Consider the following 19443-nt stretch of genomic DNA (forward strand, 5'->3'; position numbering starts at 1 on the left):
TTTTACTAGGTATGGCCGCATGGGTGGGGTGGCTCGTCCGCCTGACCGGGCGTTGTGCCTACGGCCCCGCTTCGTACGTGACGCGGGTCATGTGGGGGGCTTCACTGCCCGGCTTCGCCTCCGGCCCCTCGAACGTGACCGGCGTCTCGAAGGCCGCCCGCCGGGTGGCCCGGCGCAGCGCCCGCAGCACCGCGGGGCCCAGGGTGAGGGTCAGGACGACCGTGACGACCGCCCGGCCCAGGTCCCAGCCGAGCGACGTGGCCACGCAGTACGCCAGGAAGCGGGCCAGGTTCGTGGCGACCGGCGCGTGCGGGTCGAAGGCGACGTTCGAGGCCAGAGCGCTCATGAAGGGCCAGCCCGCCAGGTTCATCACCGTCCCGTAGGCGAAGGCCGCGAGGAAGCCGTACGCCCCCAGCAGCGCGAGTTCGCCCCGGCCGCGCAGCCGGTCCGGGCCGGGCAGCAGGCCCGCGGCCATCGCGAACCAGCCCATCGCCAGCATCTGGAACGGCAGCCAGGGCCCGACGCCGCCCGTGAGCAGCGCGGACGCGAACATCGTCACCGAGCCGAGCACGAAGCCGAAGCCCGGCCCGAGGACCCGGCCGCTGAGCACCATCAGGAAGAACATCGGCTCGATGCCGGCGGTCCCCGCGCCGATCGGCCGCAGGGCCGCCCCGGCCGCGGCCAGCACACCGAGCATCGCGACCGCCTTCGGGCCGAGTCCCGACTCCGAGATCGCCGCGGCCACGACCGCAACCAGCAGCACCAGCAGGCCCGCGAAGAGCCAGGGCGCGTCCTGCGCGTGCGCGCCGACCTGCGAGCCGGGCGGCGCGAGGAAGGGCCAGCCGAAACCGGCGACCCCGACGGCACTGACCAGGAGCAGTGCGGTGAGCGAGCGGGGGCCGAGGCGGACGGCCCGCGCCTGCCGTTGCGCGCTCACGAGGCGGCCCCGGGGCCGAGGGCCGCGCGGACCTGGGAGACCGTGAGCCACTGCTGCGGGGCCAGGATCTTGGTGACCTGCGGGGCGAAGGACGGGGAGGAGACCACGACCTGAGCCGTCGGGCCGTCCGCGATCACCTCGCCGCCGGCGAGCAGCACGACCCGGTGGGCGAGCTCCGCCGCCAGTTCCACGTCGTGGGTGGCCAGCACGATCGCGTGCCCCTCGGCGGCCAGGCCGCGCACCACCGCGACCAGGCGGGCCTTCGCCGCGTAGTCCAGGCCGCGGGTCGGCTCGTCCAGCAGGAGCAGCGGGGGGCGGGCCGTCAGCACGACGGCCAGGGCCAGCGCGAGCCGCTGCCCCTCCGACAGGTCCCGGGGGTGGATGTCGTCGGTGACGCCCGGGAGCAGCTCGGTGACCAGGCCCCGGCAGGTGCCGGGAGAGGCGCCCGCGTCCCGGTCGGCCGCCGCGCACTCGGCGGCGACGGTGTCGGCGCAGAGCAGGTCGCGGGGTTCCTGCGGGACCAGGCCGACCTTGCGGACGAGGTCCTTCGGGGCGGTGCGGTGGGGGACGGCTTCGCCGAGGCGGACCGTTCCCGAGCTGGGAGTGACCAGACCCACCAGGGAGTTGAGCAGGGTGGACTTGCCGGCGCCGTTGCGGCCCATGAGGGCGATGGTCTCGCCGGGGGCGATGGTGAGGTCGACGCAGCGGAGGGCCTGAACGCGCGTGCGGGTGACCGAGAGGGAGCGGAGTGCGCCGATGGGTGCGGGGACCGCGGAGCGGTCGCGGGTGCTCCGGGGCTGGTCGCGCCGTTCCCCGCGCTCCTGCCGGGCGCCTTCCAGCCGTTGCTTCAGCAGGGCCGCCCTGCGCCTGGCGTCGCGGACCGTCATCGGCAGGGGCGTCCAGCCCGCCAGCCGGCCCAGGGCCACCACCGGCGGGTACACCGGGGAGACGGCCATCACCTCGGCCGGCGGCCCCACCACGGGGGCCGCGCCCGGGCCCGGCAGCAGGACGACCTGGTCGGCGTACTGGATGACGCGTTCCAGCCGGTGCTCGGCCATGAGGACCGTCGTGCCCAGGTCGTGCACCAGCCGCTGGAGGACCGCCAGGACCTCCTCGGCCGCCGCCGGGTCGAGCGCGGAGGTCGGCTCGTCCAGGACCAGCACGCTCGGGTGCGGGGTGAGCACCGAGCCGATCGCGACGCGCTGCCGCTGGCCGCCGGAGAGCGTGGCGATGGGGCGGTCCCGCAGGTCCGCGAGGCCCAGCAGGTCGAGCGTCTCCTCGACCCGGCGGCGCATCACGTCCGGGGCGAGACCCAGTGACTCCATGCCGTAGGCGAGTTCGTCCTCGACGGTGTCGGTGACGAAGTGGGCGAGCGGGTCCTGGCCGACCGTGCCCACCACGTCGGCCAGTTCGCGCGGCCTGTGGGTGCGGGTGTCGCGGCCGGCGACGGTGACCCGGCCGCGCAGCGTGCCGCCGGTGAAGTGCGGCACGAGACCGCTGACCGCGCCCAGGACGGTCGACTTGCCCACCCCGGACGGGCCCGCGAGCAGGACGAGTTCACCCTCGGGGACCTCGAAGTCGACGCCCTGGACGGTGGGTCCGGCGGCCCCGTCGTAGGTGACGGACACGTCCTCGAAGCGGATCACGACGGCTCCTGGGGATCGGGGGCGACGAAGGCGGGCAGCAGGCCGAGCAGCACGGCCGCCGCGGGCCACACGGGAAGAGCCGGGGCGACGAGCGGGACCACCCCGGGATGCAGGGCGGCGGGGTCGCGCACGGAGGCGAGGGTGAGCAGCGCCGCGACCGCCACGCCCGAGGCGACGACGAGGCAGGCGCGCACGTCCCAGCGGTCCGGGCGGTAACGGGTGCGCAGGGAACGGCGGCCGCCGAGCTTGAGGCCCGCCAGAGCGGCGGTGACGCCGGCGAGGAGGACCGGGACGCCGTAGCTGCCGCCCTCGGCCGTGAGGAGCCCGTACGTACCGGCGCAGACACCGAGCAGACCGCCGAGGGTGAGGGCGGCGGTGGTCCGCCGCACCGCGGCCGGGACCCGGGCCGTACGGCCGTAGCCGCGGGCGTCCATCGCGGCGGCGAGGGATACCGAGCGTTCCAGGGCGCCCTCCAGCACCGGCAGGCCCACCTGCAGCAGGCCCCGGATCCCCTGGTCGGGGCGGCCGCGCAGGCGGCGGGCGGCCCGCAGGCGCCGCACGTCCGCGATCAGGTGCGGGGCGAACGTGAGGGCCACGACCACCGCGACACCCGTCTCGTACAGGGCGCCCGGCAGGGACTTCAGCAGCCGCGAGGGGCTGGCCAGGGCGTTCGCGGCGCCGACGCAGATCAGCAGGGTGGCGAGCTTCAGACCGTCGTACAGGGCGAAGGTGAGGGCCTCGGCGGTGACCTCGCCGCCGAGGCGGATGCCCTGCGCCCAGGTGGGCAGGGCGGCCTCGGGGAGCGTGAACAGCGTGTGCGTGCCGGGGATCGGCGAGCCGAGGACCGTCGCGAACAGCAGGCGGATCAGCAGCACGGCGAGAGCGAGCTTCACGAAGGCGCCGTAGGAGCGGGACCAGGGGGTGTCCGGGCGCCGGGTGGCCACCACGTACGCGGAGACGGCGACGAGCAGGGCGAGCAGGAGGGGGTTGGTGGTGCGGGTGGCCGCGGTGCCGAGGGAGAGGGCCCACAGCCACCAGGCGCCGGGGTGGAGCGTCCTACCCACGCCGGCGTACCTGCCAGATCGCCGCCCCGGCCAGGAGCGTCACCACGCCGACGCCCGCCACGAGACCCAGGGACGGTCCGTCGTCCCGCTGTTCCCTCCGCTCCGCCGCCGGCTTCCGCTGCTTCCCCGACACCGGCTCGCCGCAGCCCCTGTCCGGGTAGCCGGAGATCGCGCACAGCAGGGCGTTGGTGTCGTAGCGCAGGGGCTTGGCCACCGCGGCGAGGGCCTCGGCGGTCGTGGCGTCGGGCGGGACCTGCGCGCAGGCCGTCCTCGCGGCGGGCGGCGTCTCGCCCTCGGGGGCGTCCGCGGGCGTGCCGAAGTCGAGGAGCAGGGCGACGCGCTTGGTGCCCTCCCGGGCGGGCGTCCTCGCGCAGATCGCCGCGAAGTCGGCCCGGCCGCGGGGCCGGGCGGCGTCCTCGGAGTCCTCGCTCACCGCGAAGCGGAGGCCCTGGACGTCCCCGTCGGAGGGCCGGGCCGTGGACGGGCCCTGGGTGGCGTAGACCCAGCGGCCGCCGTCGCGCTCCCAGAACGACCAGTACCGGTAACCGGCGGCCCGGGCCGCCTGGCCCGCGCCCGCGACCAGCAGGAGCGCGGCCAGGAGCAGGAGAACGGCCCGGCGGATCACGGCTGCTGCTTCCGGCGGCCGGTGAACAGGAACCCGATGCCGATGCCCGCGACGAGGCAGACGCCGACGTACCACCACACGCCGAACATCGAGTCCGAGTCGTCCTTGTCGTCCTTGACGGCCTTGCCGCCGGCGTCCGCGGCGGCCTGCGGGGCCGGGCCGGTCCCGTTGAGCTGCTTCACCAGGTCCGCGCCGCCGAAGTCGCGCGGGTCCGCGCCCGTCGCGTGGGCGGCGAGGATCAGCTGGGCGTAGGCGGCCGGACCGCTCCGGGCCGCCCAGTCCGCGGAGTTCTTCTCCAGCCAGCGCACGGACCTCTCCGCCTGCTCGGTGTCGCCGCGCGCGGCCAGCGCGACGACCGCGTCGGCGGTGTTGCCGTGGTCGGGCTGCGGCTCGGCACCGGCCAGGGCCGACATCAGGTGGTCGTCGTCCTCGCCGAGGGCGGACGTGAGGTACGCGGCCCCGTTCGCCGCCGCCTGCTCCGGGGTGCGCGGCTCGGCGCAGGCCGCGCCGGACGTCCCGCCGGGCTTCTGACCGGGCTTCACGACCATGCCCCGGCCCAGGGCGCCGAGGACACCGGCCGCGGTGGCGTCCGCGTTGGCGGCCAGTTCGCCCTTCTTGTCCGGCTGGAACGCGAACGCCCCGGCGCCGTCCCCGTCGCAGGGGAGGGCGAACTTCAGCAGCGCGTCGTAGGGCGACTTGCCGCTCTTCTCCACCCGGTCCGGCCGCTCGCCCACGGCGGCGAGCGCGCCGATGACGACCGACGTGGAGTTGGTGTCGCTGGCGCCGCCGGGCGCGTAACCCCAGCCGCCGTCCTTGTTCTGGACGGACTTCAGCCAGGTGACCGCCTTGCCGGTGACGTCGTCGTGCCCGCCGAGCGCGGCCAGGGCCTGCACGGCGGCGGACGTGGCGTTGGTGTCGAGCGGGGTCCTGGCGCCGCAGGCGGTGGCGGGGTCGGGGCGGTAGGAGGCGAACCCGCCGTCCGCGCACTGCTGGCGCACCAGCCACTCCACGGACTTCGTGGCCGGCCGCACACCGGCCGTGTCCTGCGCGAGCAGCGCGAGCGACTGGCGCCAGACGCCGTCGTACGTCGGGTCCGCGTCGCCGTACAGGGCGGAGGGGAGTGCCTGGGACGGCGAGGGGGACGGGTCGGCGGCGGCCGGGGCGGCGGCGCCGATCACGGCGGCGGCGGCCAGGATCGCGGCGCTGCGGCGGACGTTCATGATCGGCGGGTGCCTCTCCCTGTGCGGGAGCCGGGCAGCGCGGGACACCCCGGCGGCTCGGCTCCGTATACCTCGACGGTGCCGTGCCCGGCGGACTGCCGGGCACGTGAGCCGGTCACGGACCGTACGCGGCGATCCGGCTCACCGCCGCTGTGGTGGCGGTTCACGGTTGCGGGTCAGCGCCGGAATTGCACCGGCTTTCCCCCGTACGGTGTGATGACGACCCGCTCACTGTACCCGCCCGTAGGGAACCGCCCGGGGGCGGCATGTGCGGCGGGGCCGCCACTGGGCGAACTCCTCTGCACGGCGCAGGAGTTGGCCCGCTCGGAGGCATGTACCGGATAACGTGGGGCTTCCCGACCACACCCAGGAGCGTCCATGAGCGAGCAGGTGGAGAACGCCGAGCAGGAGCCGTTCGACAAGATCGACACCTCGGTGCCGCACTCGGCCCGGATCTGGAACTACTGGCTCGGCGGCAAGGACAACTACGAGGTGGACCGTGTCGCCGGTGACGCCTTCCGGGAGATCTTCCCCGGGATCGAGACCGGGGCCCGCGCCGCCCGCTACTTCCTCGCGCGCGCCGTCCGCCACCTCGCCGCCGAGGAGGGCGTCCGGCAGTTCCTCGATGTCGGCACCGGCCTGCCCAACGTGGACAACACCCACCAGATCGCCCAGCGCGTGGCCCCGGAGAGCCGGATCGTCTACGTCGACAACGACCCGCTGGTCCTCGCCCACGCCCGCGCGCTGCTCACCAGCACCCCGGAAGGCGTCACCAACTACGTCGACGCCGACCTGCGCCGGCCGGACACGATCATCCGGGAAGCCGGCAGGACCCTGGACTTCGACCGGCCCGTCGCGCTGATGCTGATGGGCATCCTCGGCCACATCGAGGACCACGACGAGGCCCGTTCGATCGTGCGGCAGCTGGTGGACGCCCTGCCCTCCGGCAGCTACCTCGTGAGCTACGACTCCACCGACACCAGCGAGGACTACGTCCGGGCCATCAACCAGTACAACGAGGGCGGTTCGATCCCCTACATCCTGCGCAGCCCGGAGCAGATCGCCCGCTACTTCGACGGGCTGGACCTGCTCGAACCGGGCGTCACGTCCTGCTCCCGCTGGCGCCCCGACGCGGCCGCCCTCGACCTGCCCGCCGAGGTGCACCAGTACGGCGGAGTCGCCCGCAAGTCCTGAGCCGTCGCACCGCCGGTGCGGCCGCCGGGGCTTCCGCCCAAGTCGTCAGGTCTCCTGCAGGACGCGGTGCAGGATGGTCGGGGTCTCGTCCGGCGACTCGGCCTCGACCACCAGCCGGTTCATCGCGTCCCAGTGGCGCTCGATCTCCGCGGGCTTGTCCGGGTACAGGGCGGTGGTCAGCTTCTCCAGGTAGACGATGTCCGGCAGCTGCCCGCCGGGCAGGCGCAGGATGGTCACCGGGCCGCCCTCCGCCGCGTGCCCGCCCGAGGAGAACGGCAGGATCTGCAGGGTGACCTGCGGCAGCCGGCAGACCTCGATGAGGTGCCTGAGCTGGGCGCGCATCACCCGGATTCCGCCCACCGGGCGGCGCAGCGCCGCCTCGTCGAGCACGGCCCACAACCGGGTGGGCTGCTGCCGGTACAGGATCCGCCGGCGGGTCATCCGCAGCGCGACCCGGCGCTCGATCTCCGCCGGACCGGCCTGGGGGTGGGCGACCCGGAGGGAGGCGCGCGCGTAGTCGGGGGTCTGCAGCAGGCCGGGCACGCGCTGGACCTGGTAGCAGCGCACCAGGCTCGCCGCCTGCTCGGCCCCGAGGTACGTCTGCATCCACGGGGGCACGACATCGCTGTAGTAGCGCCACCAGGCGGGGGTGTTGGCCTGCTCGGCGAGGGCCAGCAGGGTGGCGCGCTCGGCCTCGTCGGTGACGCCGTAGTGCGTGAGCAGGTCGGCGACGTCGCGCAGCTTGAATCCGTGACGCCCGGTCTCCATCCGGCTGATCTTGGACGAGGAGGAGCGGATGACCCGCCCCGCGTCGGCGCGGCCGATGCCCCGCTCCTCGCGCAGTCGCCGCAGCCGGGCGCCGAGCACCAGCCGCGGCACCATGGGCCCGGCCGACCGGGCGTCCAGGGCTCCCCTGCCGATCGTGACGGATGCGGCTTCTTCGGTGCCCATGGGCATCTCTCCCGGTGCGAGCGTTGCGTCCGACCATCCTAGGGGGCGCAGCCCACCATCAAGTGCCCTCTTCCGGCGGACAGTTCACAGGATCCGACCCACATCGCCACCTACCTGCGGGAGGCCTCGGAGGGGGCGGGACGGGTCACTCGTGGGCGTCCGGGCCGGTCAGGTCGATCAGACGGCACACCGTCTCGATGTCGATCTTGACCTGGGCGATGGAGGCGCGGCCCGACAGCCAGGTGATCAGGGCCGAGTGCCAGGTGTGCTCGATGACCCGGACCGCCGACAACTGCTCGGGGGTCGGGTGCTCCTGGCCCATGGCGTCCAGGATGATCGCCGTGGTCTGCCGGGAGACCTGGTCGACCTCCGGGCTCACGCTGCGGTCGGCGAAGGTGAGCGCGCGGACCATGGCGTCGGCCAGCTGCGGCTCGCGCTGCAGGGCGCGGAAGGCGCGCATCAGCGTCTCGGCGACCCGCCCGGCCGCCGTTTCACCCTGCGGCGGTTTCTTCCGGAGCGTGCCGTGCATGTGCTCCAGCTGGTCCTGCATCGTGGCGACCAGCAGGTGGATCTTGGAGGGGAAGTAGCGGTACAGCGTGCCCAGCGCCACCTGCGAGGACTCCGCGACCTCGCGCATCTGCACGGCGTCGAAACCGCCCCGGCCGGCCAGCTGCGCGCTCGCGTGCAGGATGCGGCGGCGACGGGCCTCCTGCCGCTCCGTCAGCGGCGGGGAGGCGGGGAGCGCGGCTCCGGCTTCCACCTTGGCCGGCTTGGCCACCTTGTTCACCTCGGCGTTCACCTGGGCTTCCGCGGGCATGGTCCGGTCCCGTTCCGTGACCGTCCGTGAGGGCGAGTGATCAGACAGCATGGCACGGCGCCGGCCGTGGCGTGAATCACCTGATCCACTGGTCACAGCGCCCTTACCTGCCGGTAGATTCGGAGCCTCCGGACGATCAAGTCTGAAACTTGTTCTAGATTAGCGTCCCGGCGTAATCTCGCGGGACAGTGCAGGAAGAAGGGGGCCCGGAGTGACCGCTGAGGCCAGGGAGGCCGGGGCCCCGGGGGACCCCGCTGCCGACGGCTTGCGACCGCTCGACATCGCGCTCCTCACCTATAAAGGGAACCCGTTCTGCGGCGGCCAGGGCGTCTACGTCCGGCACCTCTCCCGCGAACTGGCCCGCCTCGGCCACCGCGTCGAGGTCATCGGCGCCCAGCCCTACCCCGTCCTCGACGAGGGCTACGACGGCCTGAGCCTCACCGAGCTGCCCAGCCTCGACCTGTACCGCCAGCCGGACCCCTTCCGCACGCCCGGGCGCGACGAGTACCGCGACTGGATCGACGCGCTGGAAGTGGCGACCATGTGGACCGGCGGCTTCCCCGAGCCCCTGACCTTCTCGCTGCGTGCCCGCCGCCATCTGCGCGCCCGGCGCGGCGCGTTCGACGTGATCCACGACAACCAGACCCTCGGCTACGGCCTGCTGGGCGACGTCGGCGCGCCGCTGGTGACGACCATCCACCACCCCATCACCGTGGACCGGCAGTTGGAGCTGGACGCCGCGGAGAGCCGGCAGCGGCGCTGGTCGGTGCGGCGCTGGTACGCGTTCACGCGCATGCAGAAGCGCGTGGCGCGGCGGCTGCCGTCCGTGCTCACCGTCTCCGGCACGTCCCGCCAGGAGATCATCGACCACCTCGGCGTCCGGCAGGACCGCATCCACGTCGTCCACATCGGCGCCGACACCGACCTGTTCTCACCGGACCCCTCGGTCCCGGTGGTGCCGGGCCGCATCGTGACGACGTCCAGCGCGGACGTGCCGCTGAAGGGCCTGGTGTACCTGGTCGAGGCGCTGGCGAAGGTGCGCGCCGAGCACCCCGGGGCGCATCTCGTCGTGGTCGGCAAGCGCCCTGCGGAGGGGCCGGTCGCCCAGGCGATGGAACGCTACGGGCTGGAAGGCGCCGTGGAGTTCGTCAAGGGCATCTCCGACGCGGAGCTGGTCGACCTGGTGCGGTCGGCGCAGGTGGCGTGCGTGCCGTCGCTCTACGAGGGCTTCTCGCTGCCGGCCGCGGAGGCCATGGCGACGGGGACGCCCCTGCTCGCCACGACCGGGGGCGCGATCCCCGAGGTCGCCGGACGGGACGGCGAGACGTGCCTGGCGGTGCCGCCCGGCGACTCCGAGGCCCTGGCCGCGGGGCTCGGCCGCCTGCTGGGCGACCCGGACCTGCGCGCCCGGCTCGGCGCGGCCGGGCGCGAGCGGGTGCTGCGGCACTTCACCTGGGCCCGGGCCGCGGAGGGAACGGTGGCCCGTTACCGCGAGGCGATCGACCGGGCCGGGGGCGGTCCGGCCACGGCGGTCGGCGTTACGTCCTCCGGTTCCGGTGGCCGTTCCGCGACGACGGCAGGCGCGGTCTCTCCGGCCTCCGCCGCGCCGGCCGGGGCCGATTCCCTGGGTCCCGTGGGGCCGGCGGGCGCCGGCGCCCCGCTGTCCGCGTCCCCGGCAGGTGCCGTCTCCCCGGCTCCCGCCGCCGCGACGGGGTCCGTCCCCCCGGCCCCCGCAGATGTAACAGGCGTCAACTCCGAAAGCAGGGCCACGTGCTGACCGTCGACTTCTCCCGGTTCCCGCTCGCCCCGGGCGACCGTGTCCTGGACCTCGGCTGCGGTGCCGGACGTCACGCGTTCGAGTGCTACCGGCGCGGCGCGCAGGTCGTGGCGCTGGACCAGAACGCCGACGAGATCCGCGAGGTCGCGAAGTGGTTCGCGGCGATGAAGGAGGCCGGCGAGGCGCCCGAGGGCGCCTCGGCCACGGCCATGGAGGGCGACGCCCTCGCGCTGCCCTTCCCCGACGAGTCCTTCGACGTCGTCATCATCTCCGAGGTGATGGAGCACATCCCGGACGACAAGGGCGTCCTCGCCGAGATGGTGCGGGTGCTGAAGCCCGGCGGCCGCATCGCCGTCACCGTGCCGCGCTACGGCCCCGAGAAGGTCTGCTGGGCCCTGTCCGACGCCTACCACGAGGTCGAGGGCGGCCACATCCGCATCTACAAGGCCGACGAGCTGCTCGGCAAGATCCGCGAGGCCGGCCTGGAACCGTACGGCACCCACCACGCCCACGCGCTGCACTCGCCCTACTGGTGGCTCAAGTGCGCGTTCGGCGTCGACAACGACAAGGCGCTGCCGGTGCGGGCGTACCACAAGCTGCTGGTCTGGGACATCATGCAGAAGCCCCTGGCGACCCGGGTCGCCGAGCAGGCGCTCAACCCGCTGATCGGCAAGAGCTTCGTGGCGTACGCGACCAAGCCGCACCTGCCGCGTCCGGCCGGCGTCGAGGCGGACGCCCAGTGACGACTCCCCGGACGGAACACCTGGTCCTGCCCGGGGTCCTCACCGCCGGGCAGGCGGCCGAGACCGTCGCCGGCATCCTCGCCGTGCAGCGCGAGGACGGCGCGATCCCCTGGTTCCGGGGACACCACCTCGACCCGTGGGACCACGTCGAGGCGGCGATGGCCCTGGACGCGGCCGGTGAGCACGAGGCCGCCGAGCGGGCCTACCTGTGGCTGGCCCGGCACCAGAACGACGACGGCTCCTGGTACGCGGCCTACGCAGACGGGGAGTTCGCCGACGTCACCGACCGCGGCCGGGAGACCAACTTCGTCGCCTACGCAGCCGTCGGCGTCTGGCACCACTACCTGTCCACCGGGGACGACACGTTCCTGGAGCGGATGTGGCCGGCGGTGTACGCGGCGGTGGAGTTCGTGCTGCGCCTGCAGCAGCCCGGCGGGCAGATCGGCTGGCGGCGCGACGACGACGGCACGGCGACCACCGACGCCCTCCTGACCGGCTCCTCCTCGATCCACCACGCGCTGCGCTGCGCCCTGGCCATCGCCGAGCAGCGCGAGGAGCCGCAGCCCGACTGGGAACTGGCGGCCGGTGCGCTGCGGCACGCGATACGCCACCACCCGGAGCGGTTCCTGGACAAGAACCGGTACTCGATGGACTGGTACTACCCCGTGCTGGGCGGCGCGCTGACCGGGGCGGAGGCCAAGGCCCGGATCGAGGAGGGCTGGGAGCGCTTCGTCGTGCCGGACCTCGGCGTGCGGTGCGTCGTGCCCAACCCGTGGGTGACAGGAGGTGAGTCCGCCGAGCTCGCCCTCGCCCTCTGGGCGATGGGGGAGTCCGACCGGGCCCTGGAAGTGCTCCAGTCCATCCAGCACCTGCGGGACCCGGACAGCGGGCTCTACTGGACCGGCTACGTCTTCGACGACGACGCGATCTGGCCGCGTGAACTCACGACCTGGACCGCCGGGTCGTTGCTGCTCGCCGTCGCCGCGCTGGGAGGCCATGAGGCGACCTGCGCGGTGTTCGGCGGGGAGCAGTTGCCCAGAGGGCTGGAAGCGGACTGCTGCGACTGAGTGTGTGGGGGCGCGGGTGCGTGCGTGGTGCTCGGCGCAGTTCCCCGCGCCCCTGAAGGACGTGCCCTGAGGACCTGCCCGGGGGCGGCGTCAGTGCCGGTGCACCCGGTTGGCGATGGCGTGGCCCACGAACAGGTACACCACCGCCGCCAGACCGTAGCCGGCGACGACCCTGGCCCAGGCCTCGTCGAACGTGAACAGGTCGTGCGACCAGCCGGCCAGCCAGCGGGCCGCGTCGTGGATGAACTGGACGAAGTCGTTCGCCCGGTTCGCGTCCAGCAGGTACATCACGATCCACAGGCCCAGGATGAGGGCCATGATGTCGGCGACGACCGCGATGATCGTGCCGGCTTGATTCGCGCCGTTGCGATATCGAGGGGACATGCCCATCGGATTGCCCGTGCGGCCGGATCGAAACCCGCCGTGCGCTTCCGCCCGTGTTCAACGGACGTTCCCCGCAGGGCCGTTCGGGGTACACCCGGATCACCGACGATCCTGGCCCGGCAACCCGGGGGGAACGCCGGTGTCACGGGGGGAGAGCGCCGTTGCCCGAGAACGGACCCGCCGGCGGAGAGCCGGCACTGAACGTCACCAGACGCCCGCGCCGGCGTCTGCGCAGAGCGCTGGCGTCGGCGCTGCCCGTCCCGGTCGTCGGTCTGGCCCTGCTCGTGGGCTCCGGCAACCTCCTGCTGCCGCTGCGCCAGGTGATCACCATCGAGGCCAAGATGGCCTCCAAGAGGGACTTCTTCCAGGACCCCGAGGTCGAGCGGCTGCTGCTGAAGCACGGCTTCCGCGTGCACATCACCAACATGGGCTCGCGTGAGATCGCCCGGCAGGACCACGAGGGATACGACGTCGTCTTCCCCTCCGGCCAGCCGGCCGCCGACCTGATCAGCCGGCAGCGGGCCCGGGCGAACCGTCCGGTGCTGCTCTTCCGCCCCTTCGTCAGCCCCATCGTGCTGGCCACCTACCGCGACTACGCCGAGGTGCTCGCGGCGGAGGGCGTGGCGCGGCGTCTGCCGGGCCCGGGCGAACGGCCGATGTACTACACCCTCGACATGCGCAAGTTCCTCGACCTGGCCCGCGGCAAGCGCGACGGCGTCCGGCGCGACCCGGACAACGGTTACCGCTGGGACGAGATCGACCGCGGCGACCGCGTCCGCAACGGCAACAAGATCCTCGCCCAGACCTCGGACATCTGCGAGGCCAACTCCGCCGGCACCTACCTCGGCCTCGTGGCCTTCGTCGAGCACGGGAACGACGCGCCGGACGACGCGGCCGAGGCCGAGGCACTGGCCCGGAAGATCAAGCCGCTCCTCGTCGAGCAGGGCCTGCCGTCCTCCGAGCGCGCCGAGACGTATCTGTCCCCCGACGGGCAGAGCATCGCCCCCGTCTCGGTGATCTACGAGCACCAGTTCCTCGCCCACCAGATCAGACACCGGGCCGAGAAGGGCGTGACCGACGCCGAGCGCGTCCTGCTCTACCCGTCCACCCGCTTCGTCACCGAACCCCAGCTCGTCGCGCTGACCGGCGACGGCGCCCGGCTCGGGGAACTCGTCAGCAAGGACCCCGAACTCCAGCAGCGGGCGATGGAGTTGGGCTTCCGGGCCCGCAACGCCACCGGCGGCACCGCCGGCGACGCGCTCACCCGGTTCCTCACCGAGCGGCGGATCCCGGTGCCCACCACCTCGTCCGACGACACCCGGGCCGTGCTGCCCAGCCTGCCCCTGCTGGAGAGGATGATCGAGATCGTCGGCGACTGCCCGGACCGGACGGGCGGCCCGTGAGGCGCGGCGCGGGCCTGCCGGCGCTCTGCCTCGTGCTCCTCGCCGCGCTCCTCACCGCCTGCTCGGGCGGCGACGACGATACGGTCCGGCTGCGTGTGCTCGCCGGCCCCGACCTCGCCGTACCGGCACCGCTGCTCGCCGAGCTGAAGGACGAGACCGGCGTCGATCTGCGTCTGGACCCCAGGGCCGACGCCGAGACGAAGACCCCCGACCGCGACCGGTACGACCTCGCGTGGCTGTCCTCCGACCGCTATCTGCGCCTCACCGACAAGAACGCCACCCGGGGAGTGCAGCGCACGCCCACCATGACGTCCCCCGTCGTGGTGGGGCTGCGGCCCGACGTGGCGCGGCAGGTGCGCGCGAGGGCACCCGGCCCCCGGCTCACCTGGGCCGACATCGCCGACGCGGCCGCCACCGGCACCGTACGCTTCGGCATGGCCGACCCCCGGCAGGCCGGCAGCGGCCTTGCCGCCCTCGTCGGCGTCGCCACCGCAGCGGCCGGAACCGGGGCCGCGCTGCGCCCCGGGGACGTCTCCTGCGACCGGCTGCGCGGCTTCCGCTCCGGCCAGACCCTCACCGCAGCCACCGGTCCCGCCCTCGTCGACTCCTACCCCGGCCACCAGGACGAGGCCAACGCCCTCATCACCTACGAGTCCGACCTGCTGGCCCTCAACGCCTCCGGCCGCCTCGGCCACCGGCTGGAGATCGTCCGCCCCGAGGACGGCACGGTCCTGGCGGACTTCCCGCTGCTGCTGCTGAACCCGCGGCACCGCGCCGCGTACGACAAGGTCACCGAGTGGCTGCGCCGTGACGCGGTGCAGCGGCAGATCATGCGGCACACCCTGCGCCGCCCCGTGAACACGACGGTCGCACGGGACGCCCGGCTGCGCGAACCGGTCGGCAACGCGCTCTTCTACCCCGACCGGCGCGAGGTCGTCGACATGCTGCTGGCGGACTACGGCGACCCCGGCCGCCGCACCACGAACCAGGTGGTCTTCCTGCTCGACTCCTCCGGCTCGATGCGCGGTGCCCGCTCGGCCGCCCTGCGCGCGGCCTTCGCCGGCCTCAGCGGCGCTGACCCCTCCGCCTCCGGCAGGTTCACCCGCTTCCACCGGGGCGAGCGGCTGACCGTCGTCCGCTTCGGCGAACGGGTCCTGGCGGAGCGGACCGTCACCGTCACCGGGCCGAAGGACCTGACGGCCCTCGCCGACGCCGTCGCCCGGAGCGGTCAGGGCGGCGCCACCGCGCTCTGGTCCGCCCTCGACCACGGCTACCGCATCGCCGCCCGCGCCCTGGCCGACGACCCCGGCCGCTCCGTCTCCGTCGTGCTGATGACCGACGGCGAGAGCAACGCGGGCCTGTCCTACGAGGAGTTCGTCCGCCGCCACCGGGCGCTGCCCGCAGCGGTGCGCGACACCGTCCCGACCTACCCCGTCCACGTCGGCGAGGCCGACGCCGGCGACCTGCGGCGCGTGGCCGCCGGCACGGGTGGGCGGATGGTGCGGGCCGCCGGTTCCTCCCTGTCCGAGGCGTTCAAGGAGATCCGTGGCTGTCACTGACGCACTGTGGTGGAGCATGTGGTGGCCGTGGCTGACGGTCTGGCTGGTGACGGCCGCCGGCACGGTGGTGCTCGCGGTGGTGCTGGTGCGCCACGCACGGGAGCGGCGCAGGCACCTGCGACGCTGGCAGTCGGCGTACAGCATCTGCCTGTACCTGGACGAACAGGCGGTGATGGACCTGTGGGAGCTGGGCAACTACCGGTCCGCGCTGGAGGAGGCCGTCGAACTGCGGACGAAGGTCGACACGAGTGTCGGCTTCTGGAACCGGGTGCTCACCTGGCTGTTCAGGTTCCGGCTGAAGCGGGACGTCAGCCAGGAGACGTTCCGCAAGTTCGTGCGCAAGGACAAGCCGATCAACGTGATCGGCGTGGTCCTGGAGGCCTTCGACCGGGCCGACGCCATCGTCCACGCCGACCTGACGACCCTCACCGTCGTCCCGAACCGTAACCTCGCCGACGACCTGGCGGACGGCCGTGCGGTGACCCTGAGCCGCGTCGGCGCCTTCGTCCTGGTCAAAGGGGTGTTCACCCGCGTCCCGGACGTGGCGGAGGGCTTCGAGCTGAGGGCCGAGTACGGCGGGGAGCGGCCCCCGGCGCACCTGCGCGTCGTCGCCCCGGGCAGTGCCCGCCGCCAGATCCCGGCCGGCACCTTCACGGCCCGCTGCCTCGGCAAGACGACCGGCTGGCGCGAGGACACCCGCGAGGTGACGCTGGAGGCCGTCGCGATCTTCTGGTGAGCGCCCCGGCGGCCCGCGCCGTACGCCTCCCGCGCAAGGGCCACGTGGCCGGGGGAGGGGCCGTGACCCCGGCAGCCGAGGCCGACTCCGCGCCACACGACAGATCCTGACGGTCCGTCAGTCATCGGGCGGGTGACGGCCACGGCAACGGCCCCCCGCCCGGAGGGGCGAGGGGCCGTGGGAGGTTCGAGCGGGCTCAGCCGCGCTGGATGCCGGAGGTGTCCTGCAGGACACCGCGGCGGCCGTCCTGCGTCTGGGCGACCAGGGCGGCGCCGCGCTGCTCGACGGCCAGGTACCAGGTGCCCGGCGCGAGTTCGGCGATGGGCGTGGGCGAGCCGTCCTCCGCGAACAGCGGGCGCGGCACCGGCACCGCGAACCAGAACGGGGAGAAGTCCCCGGCCGGCGGCTGCGGGGCCTGGGCCTGCTGCGGCTGGGGCTGGGGCTGGCCGCCGAACGGCTGCCCCGGCTGCGGCTGGCCGTAACCGCCGGGCTGCTGGGCGCCCGGGTAGCCGTAACCGCCCTGGGGCTGGCCGCCGTAGGGCTGCGGGGCGGCGGGGCGCGGGGCCGGGAGGAGGGCGCCCTTGAGGGCGGGGACCAGGGGCGTGGCGAGGGCGGCGGCGGCCATCAGCAGTGTCGCGACGAGGGCGAGGATCATGCCGATGCCGGGGCTCGGGGCGCCGGAGCTGCCGTTCTCGCCGATGTTGTCGAAGCCGCCCGGCACGTCGAAGATGTTCCCGAGCGCGCTCCACGCGGCGAACACCGTGAACGCGACGCCGAACGGGACGAGTTCGAGTCCCGCGATCTTCGGGGCCTGCGGCAGGCCCCGGCCGACGACGACGAGTGCGGCGCCGATGATCCCGGCCAGCACGACGCTGAACACGACCGGGCCGCTGCCCCACAGGCTGGGGAGGTCGACGCTGTCGGGGACATTGTCGAACGAGTAGAGGTCGAGGAACGACGCGATCAACAGCAACACCGCTGCTCCGATCACCACGCCGTCGCCCCGAGTGAGGGAGCGGATATTCACTTCAGGTCCTTCGTAGGTCGTCTCGTCGTCGGTAGAGGCGTCGCTGTCACCATGTCGCCGTCAGGACGCGGTTGAAGCGCGGGGGTGGCCCCTCATCGTAAGGAGGACACTATCGTCCGCCCCATCAGGGTGTCCGCCGGGATCTTCCGGTCCGCACCTACCCGCGCAGGAAGCTCACGATTCCCTCGGAGATCCCTCGCGCCGCCTTCTGTCGCCAGGCACCGCTGGTGAGCAACGCCGCGTCCTTGCTATCGCGCATGTTGCCGCACTCGATGAACACCTTGGGAACCGTTGACAGATTGAGACCGCCCAGGTCCTTCCGCGTGACGAGGCCGGTGCCGTCGCCGACGTAGTCGGAGGGCGCGCTGCCGGTGACCGCCACGAAGCGGCCCGCCACGCGCTCGCCGAGGTCCCGCGACGGGCCGACGATCGCGCGGGTGTCCGCGGCGCCCGCCCGGACCGTGCCGGGCAGGATGACGTGGAAGCCGCGGTTGCCGGCGCCCGAGCCGTCCGCGTGGATCGACACCACGGCGTCGGCCTTCGCCTCGTTGCCGATCCGGGCCCGCTCGTCCACGCACGGGCCGTACGGCCGGTCGCCGTCCTGCGTCAGCTTCACCGTGGCGCCCTGCCCCTCGAGAAGTGCGCGCATCCGGTGCGCCACGTCCAAAGTGAACTCCGCCTCGGGATACCCGTCGTTGGTGGACGTGCCCGTGGTGTCGCACTCCTTCCAGTTCGTCCCGATGTCGACCTTGCGGTTGATCTCGGACGGGTGCCAAAAGTTCTCGGGGTTGTGGCCGGGGTCGATGACGACGACCTTGCCCTTGAGCGGGCCGGAGGCGGCGGGCGCGGAGGTCCGGGAGCCCGTCGGGGCCGGCGAGGGGTCCGGCTGCTTGCCGTCCGCGGTGGGGGCGGGGGTGGGCGAGGCCGCCCCCGCCGTCGCCCGGCCGGTGGCGTCGCCGTCCCCCGGCCCGCCCACCGTCTCGTAGACCAGCCAGCCGAGCAGCGCCCCCGGCACCAGCGCGGCGAGCGCCACGGTCAGGGGGCCGCGACGGGAGCGGCGGGGCTGGGGAGGTTCGAAGTCCGGGCCTGCGTACGACACGTCTGCCACCCTAGCGGCCGACGCCGGGCGGCAGCCGGTCGAGGACGGCCCGACGGGTGGCGGCTACCCCGCGTCGGCGCCGGGGCCACCGTGCCGTACCGCCTCCTTCACCCGCGCCTCGATCTCCTGGCGCGGGGTCTGCTCCTGCTTCGCGTAGGCGGTCACCGCGGCCTGGACGTCCCGGGCGAGGTCGCGCCAGGCGCGCCAGGCGGTCTCCCACGTGGTGGTCTGCTGCCCGCTCCACTTGGTCCGGGTGGGCGGGCCGTACGCGTCCTGCAGCTGACGCACGCGGGCGTACGCCTCGTCCGCCGCGCGCTGCTTCTCCACGAGCTCTTCGAAGGTGTGTGCCACGCGCCCGGATCCTTGGGCAGAGGCACCCGCCCGCCGACGCGCCACGCCGCCCGTGGGCCGACCGGGAGGGGGTGCGGGCCGCGCAGTTCACCCGCCCGGTCGCCCGGTCAGACGCCCGGGCCCGTGCGCCGCAGCACCCGCAGCGAGCCGGTCGCCGAGACCTCCGTGAAGGCACCCGAGGAGAGCGCCCGGAGGTAGACGCGGTAGGGAGCCTGCCCGGTGAACTCGTCCTGCGGGTCCGGGAAGACGTCGTGGATGAGCAGCAGCCCGCCCTCGGCGACGTGCGGGGCCCAGCCCTCGTAGTCGGCCGTGGCGTGCTCGTCGGTGTGGCCGCCGTCGACGAAGACGAGGCCGAGCGGCGTGCGCCAGAACGCGGCGATCTGCGGGGAGCGGCCGACCAGGGCCACCACGTGCTCCTCCAGACCGGCCCGGTGCAGCGTGCGGCGGAACGTCGGCAGCGTGTCCATCACGCCCAGCTCGGGGTCGACCGTCTCCGGGTCGTGGTACTCCCAGCCGGGCTGCTGCTCCTCGCTGCCGCGGTGGTGGTCCACGGTGAGCGCGCTCACCCCGGCCTGCCGGGCGGCGTCGGCGAGCAGGATCGTGGACCGGCCGCAGTACGTGCCGACCTCCAGCAGCGGCAGCCCCAGCCGCCCGGCCTCCACGGCCGCCGCGTGCACGGCCAGCCCCTCGGCCACGGGCATGAACCCCTTCGCCGCCTCGAACGCGGCCAGGATCTCGGGCTTCGGGGCCGCGGGCATGGGGGTTCCTCTCGGTCGTACGACGGTCCGGGCGCCCATGCTGCCGTACCCCCTGCCGGGGGACGACAGGGGGTACGGGGGCGGC

General features: G+C 73.9%; 19 protein-coding genes and 1 riboswitch. Of the genes, 7 read left to right on the forward strand and 12 right to left on the reverse strand.

The window, feature by feature from the left end:
* Window positions 1–58 precede the first annotated feature (58 nt).
* From ACF07N_RS33230 to ACF07N_RS33250, 5 genes are read right to left on the reverse strand one after another with little or no spacing between them, the layout of a single operon-like run.
* Window positions 59–937, reverse strand: a complete 879-nt coding sequence (locus tag ACF07N_RS33230; RefSeq protein ID WP_383340663.1) for an ECF transporter S component — start codon at window positions 935–937, stop codon at window positions 59–61.
* The gene (locus tag ACF07N_RS33235) at window positions 934–2583 is read right to left on the reverse strand and encodes an ABC transporter ATP-binding protein (protein ID WP_392120190.1); all 1650 of its coding nucleotides are present in this window, start codon (window positions 2581–2583) and stop codon (window positions 934–936) included. The genes ACF07N_RS33230 and ACF07N_RS33235 overlap by 4 nt, the downstream gene beginning before the upstream one ends.
* Complete coding sequence (locus ACF07N_RS33240) at window positions 2580–3647, reverse strand: CbiQ family ECF transporter T component (protein ID WP_392120193.1); 1068 nt, start codon at window positions 3645–3647, stop codon at window positions 2580–2582. Before ACF07N_RS33240 ends, ACF07N_RS33235 begins: the two co-directional genes overlap by 4 nt.
* Entirely contained in the window at window positions 3640–4272 is a 633-nt protein-coding gene (locus tag ACF07N_RS33245; protein WP_392120196.1) for an SCO2322 family protein, read from the reverse strand. Before ACF07N_RS33245 ends, ACF07N_RS33240 begins: the two co-directional genes overlap by 8 nt.
* Entirely contained in the window at window positions 4269–5492 is a 1224-nt protein-coding gene (locus ACF07N_RS33250; RefSeq protein WP_392120199.1) for a prenyltransferase/squalene oxidase repeat-containing protein, read from the reverse strand. The genes ACF07N_RS33245 and ACF07N_RS33250 overlap by 4 nt, the downstream gene beginning before the upstream one ends.
* Before the next feature lie 112 nt (window positions 5493–5604).
* Window positions 5605–5763: riboswitch (cobalamin riboswitch) on the reverse strand.
* A 107-nt stretch (window positions 5764–5870) separates the two neighbouring features.
* Between ACF07N_RS33250 and ACF07N_RS33255 the strand changes: the two genes are divergently transcribed.
* On the forward strand, window positions 5871–6686 hold the full coding sequence (locus ACF07N_RS33255) for an SAM-dependent methyltransferase (protein ID WP_392120202.1): 816 nt from the start codon (window positions 5871–5873) through the stop codon (window positions 6684–6686).
* Between the two features lie 45 nt (window positions 6687–6731).
* Here ACF07N_RS33255 and ACF07N_RS33260 read toward each other — a convergent pair whose 3' ends face one another.
* Both ACF07N_RS33260 and ACF07N_RS33265 read right to left on the reverse strand, forming a co-directional pair.
* Window positions 6732–7637 carry a DUF5753 domain-containing protein gene (locus tag ACF07N_RS33260; RefSeq protein ID WP_392120204.1) on the reverse strand — a complete coding sequence of 302 codons (906 nt, stop codon included), beginning with the start codon at window positions 7635–7637 and terminating at the stop codon, window positions 6732–6734.
* Between the two features lie 145 nt (window positions 7638–7782).
* Window positions 7783–8454, reverse strand: coding sequence for a TetR family transcriptional regulator (locus tag ACF07N_RS33265; protein ID WP_392120207.1), 672 nt, complete (start codon window positions 8452–8454; stop codon window positions 7783–7785).
* A 211-nt stretch (window positions 8455–8665) separates the two neighbouring features.
* Between ACF07N_RS33265 and ACF07N_RS33270 the strand changes: the two genes are divergently transcribed.
* From ACF07N_RS33270 to ACF07N_RS33280, 3 genes are read left to right on the forward strand one after another with little or no spacing between them, the layout of a single operon-like run.
* A complete protein-coding gene (locus ACF07N_RS33270; RefSeq protein WP_392120210.1) occupies window positions 8666–10231 on the forward strand; it encodes a glycosyltransferase family 4 protein in 1566 nt (521 codons plus the stop codon).
* Entirely contained in the window at window positions 10225–10974 is a 750-nt protein-coding gene (locus ACF07N_RS33275) for a class I SAM-dependent methyltransferase (protein ID WP_392120213.1), read from the forward strand. The genes ACF07N_RS33270 and ACF07N_RS33275 overlap by 7 nt, the downstream gene beginning before the upstream one ends.
* Window positions 10971–12041 carry a prenyltransferase gene (locus ACF07N_RS33280; protein WP_383340680.1) on the forward strand — a complete coding sequence of 357 codons (1071 nt, stop codon included), beginning with the start codon at window positions 10971–10973 and terminating at the stop codon, window positions 12039–12041. The genes ACF07N_RS33275 and ACF07N_RS33280 overlap by 4 nt, the downstream gene beginning before the upstream one ends.
* 90 nt (window positions 12042–12131) lie before the next feature.
* Here ACF07N_RS33280 and ACF07N_RS33285 read toward each other — a convergent pair whose 3' ends face one another.
* Window positions 12132–12425: a hypothetical protein gene (locus ACF07N_RS33285; RefSeq protein ID WP_311684932.1), complete on the reverse strand. Its 294-nt coding sequence runs from the start codon at window positions 12423–12425 to the stop codon at window positions 12132–12134.
* A gap of 161 nt (window positions 12426–12586) precedes the next feature.
* Between ACF07N_RS33285 and ACF07N_RS33290 the strand changes: the two genes are divergently transcribed.
* The 3 genes from ACF07N_RS33290 to ACF07N_RS33300 are packed head-to-tail and all read left to right on the forward strand — an operon-like array spanning window position 12587 to window position 16123.
* Window positions 12587–13828 carry a hypothetical protein gene (locus ACF07N_RS33290; protein ID WP_383587453.1) on the forward strand — a complete coding sequence of 414 codons (1242 nt, stop codon included), beginning with the start codon at window positions 12587–12589 and terminating at the stop codon, window positions 13826–13828.
* Complete coding sequence (locus ACF07N_RS33295; protein ID WP_392120217.1) at window positions 13825–15387, forward strand: VWA domain-containing protein; 1563 nt, start codon at window positions 13825–13827, stop codon at window positions 15385–15387. Before ACF07N_RS33290 ends, ACF07N_RS33295 begins: the two co-directional genes overlap by 4 nt.
* Entirely contained in the window at window positions 15374–16123 is a 750-nt protein-coding gene (locus tag ACF07N_RS33300; protein ID WP_392120220.1) for a hypothetical protein, read from the forward strand. Before ACF07N_RS33295 ends, ACF07N_RS33300 begins: the two co-directional genes overlap by 14 nt.
* Before the next feature lie 196 nt (window positions 16124–16319).
* On the opposite strand, the gene ACF07N_RS33305 is transcribed toward ACF07N_RS33300, so the two are convergent.
* The 4 genes from ACF07N_RS33305 to ACF07N_RS33320 form a co-directional block, all read right to left on the reverse strand.
* The gene (locus ACF07N_RS33305) at window positions 16320–17150 is read right to left on the reverse strand and encodes a hypothetical protein (protein WP_392120223.1); all 831 of its coding nucleotides are present in this window, start codon (window positions 17148–17150) and stop codon (window positions 16320–16322) included.
* Between the two features lie 157 nt (window positions 17151–17307).
* A complete protein-coding gene (locus tag ACF07N_RS33310) occupies window positions 17308–18249 on the reverse strand; it encodes an N-acetylmuramoyl-L-alanine amidase (RefSeq protein WP_392120225.1) in 942 nt (313 codons plus the stop codon).
* A gap of 63 nt (window positions 18250–18312) precedes the next feature.
* Complete coding sequence (locus ACF07N_RS33315) at window positions 18313–18600, reverse strand: hypothetical protein (RefSeq protein ID WP_383323269.1); 288 nt, start codon at window positions 18598–18600, stop codon at window positions 18313–18315.
* Window positions 18601–18707: 107 nt separating this feature from the next.
* Window positions 18708–19358 (reverse strand): class I SAM-dependent methyltransferase, encoded by a 651-nt coding sequence (locus tag ACF07N_RS33320; RefSeq protein WP_392120228.1) that lies wholly within the window; start codon window positions 19356–19358, stop codon window positions 18708–18710.
* Window positions 19359–19443 lie beyond the last annotated feature (85 nt).

The organism is Streptomyces sp. NPDC015242, from assembly GCF_043079125.1.
Lineage (GTDB): Bacteria > Actinomycetota > Actinomycetes > Streptomycetales > Streptomycetaceae > Streptomyces.

Coding starts and splice junctions, on each gene's coding strand:
- ACF07N_RS33260 (WP_392120204.1), bottom strand. CDS start 7,637: ATGGGCACCGAAGAAGCCGCATCCGTCACGATCGGCAGGGGAGCCCTG.
- ACF07N_RS33265 (WP_392120207.1), bottom strand. CDS start 8,454: ATGCCCGCGGAAGCCCAGGTGAACGCCGAGGTGAACAAGGTGGCCAAG.
- ACF07N_RS33250 (WP_392120199.1), bottom strand. CDS start 5,492: ATGAACGTCCGCCGCAGCGCCGCGATCCTGGCCGCCGCCGCCGTGATC.
- ACF07N_RS33285 (WP_311684932.1), bottom strand. CDS start 12,425: ATGTCCCCTCGATATCGCAACGGCGCGAATCAAGCCGGCACGATCATC.
- ACF07N_RS33255 (WP_392120202.1), top strand. CDS start 5,871: ATGAGCGAGCAGGTGGAGAACGCCGAGCAGGAGCCGTTCGACAAGATC.
- ACF07N_RS33320 (WP_392120228.1), bottom strand. CDS start 19,358: ATGCCCGCGGCCCCGAAGCCCGAGATCCTGGCCGCGTTCGAGGCGGCG.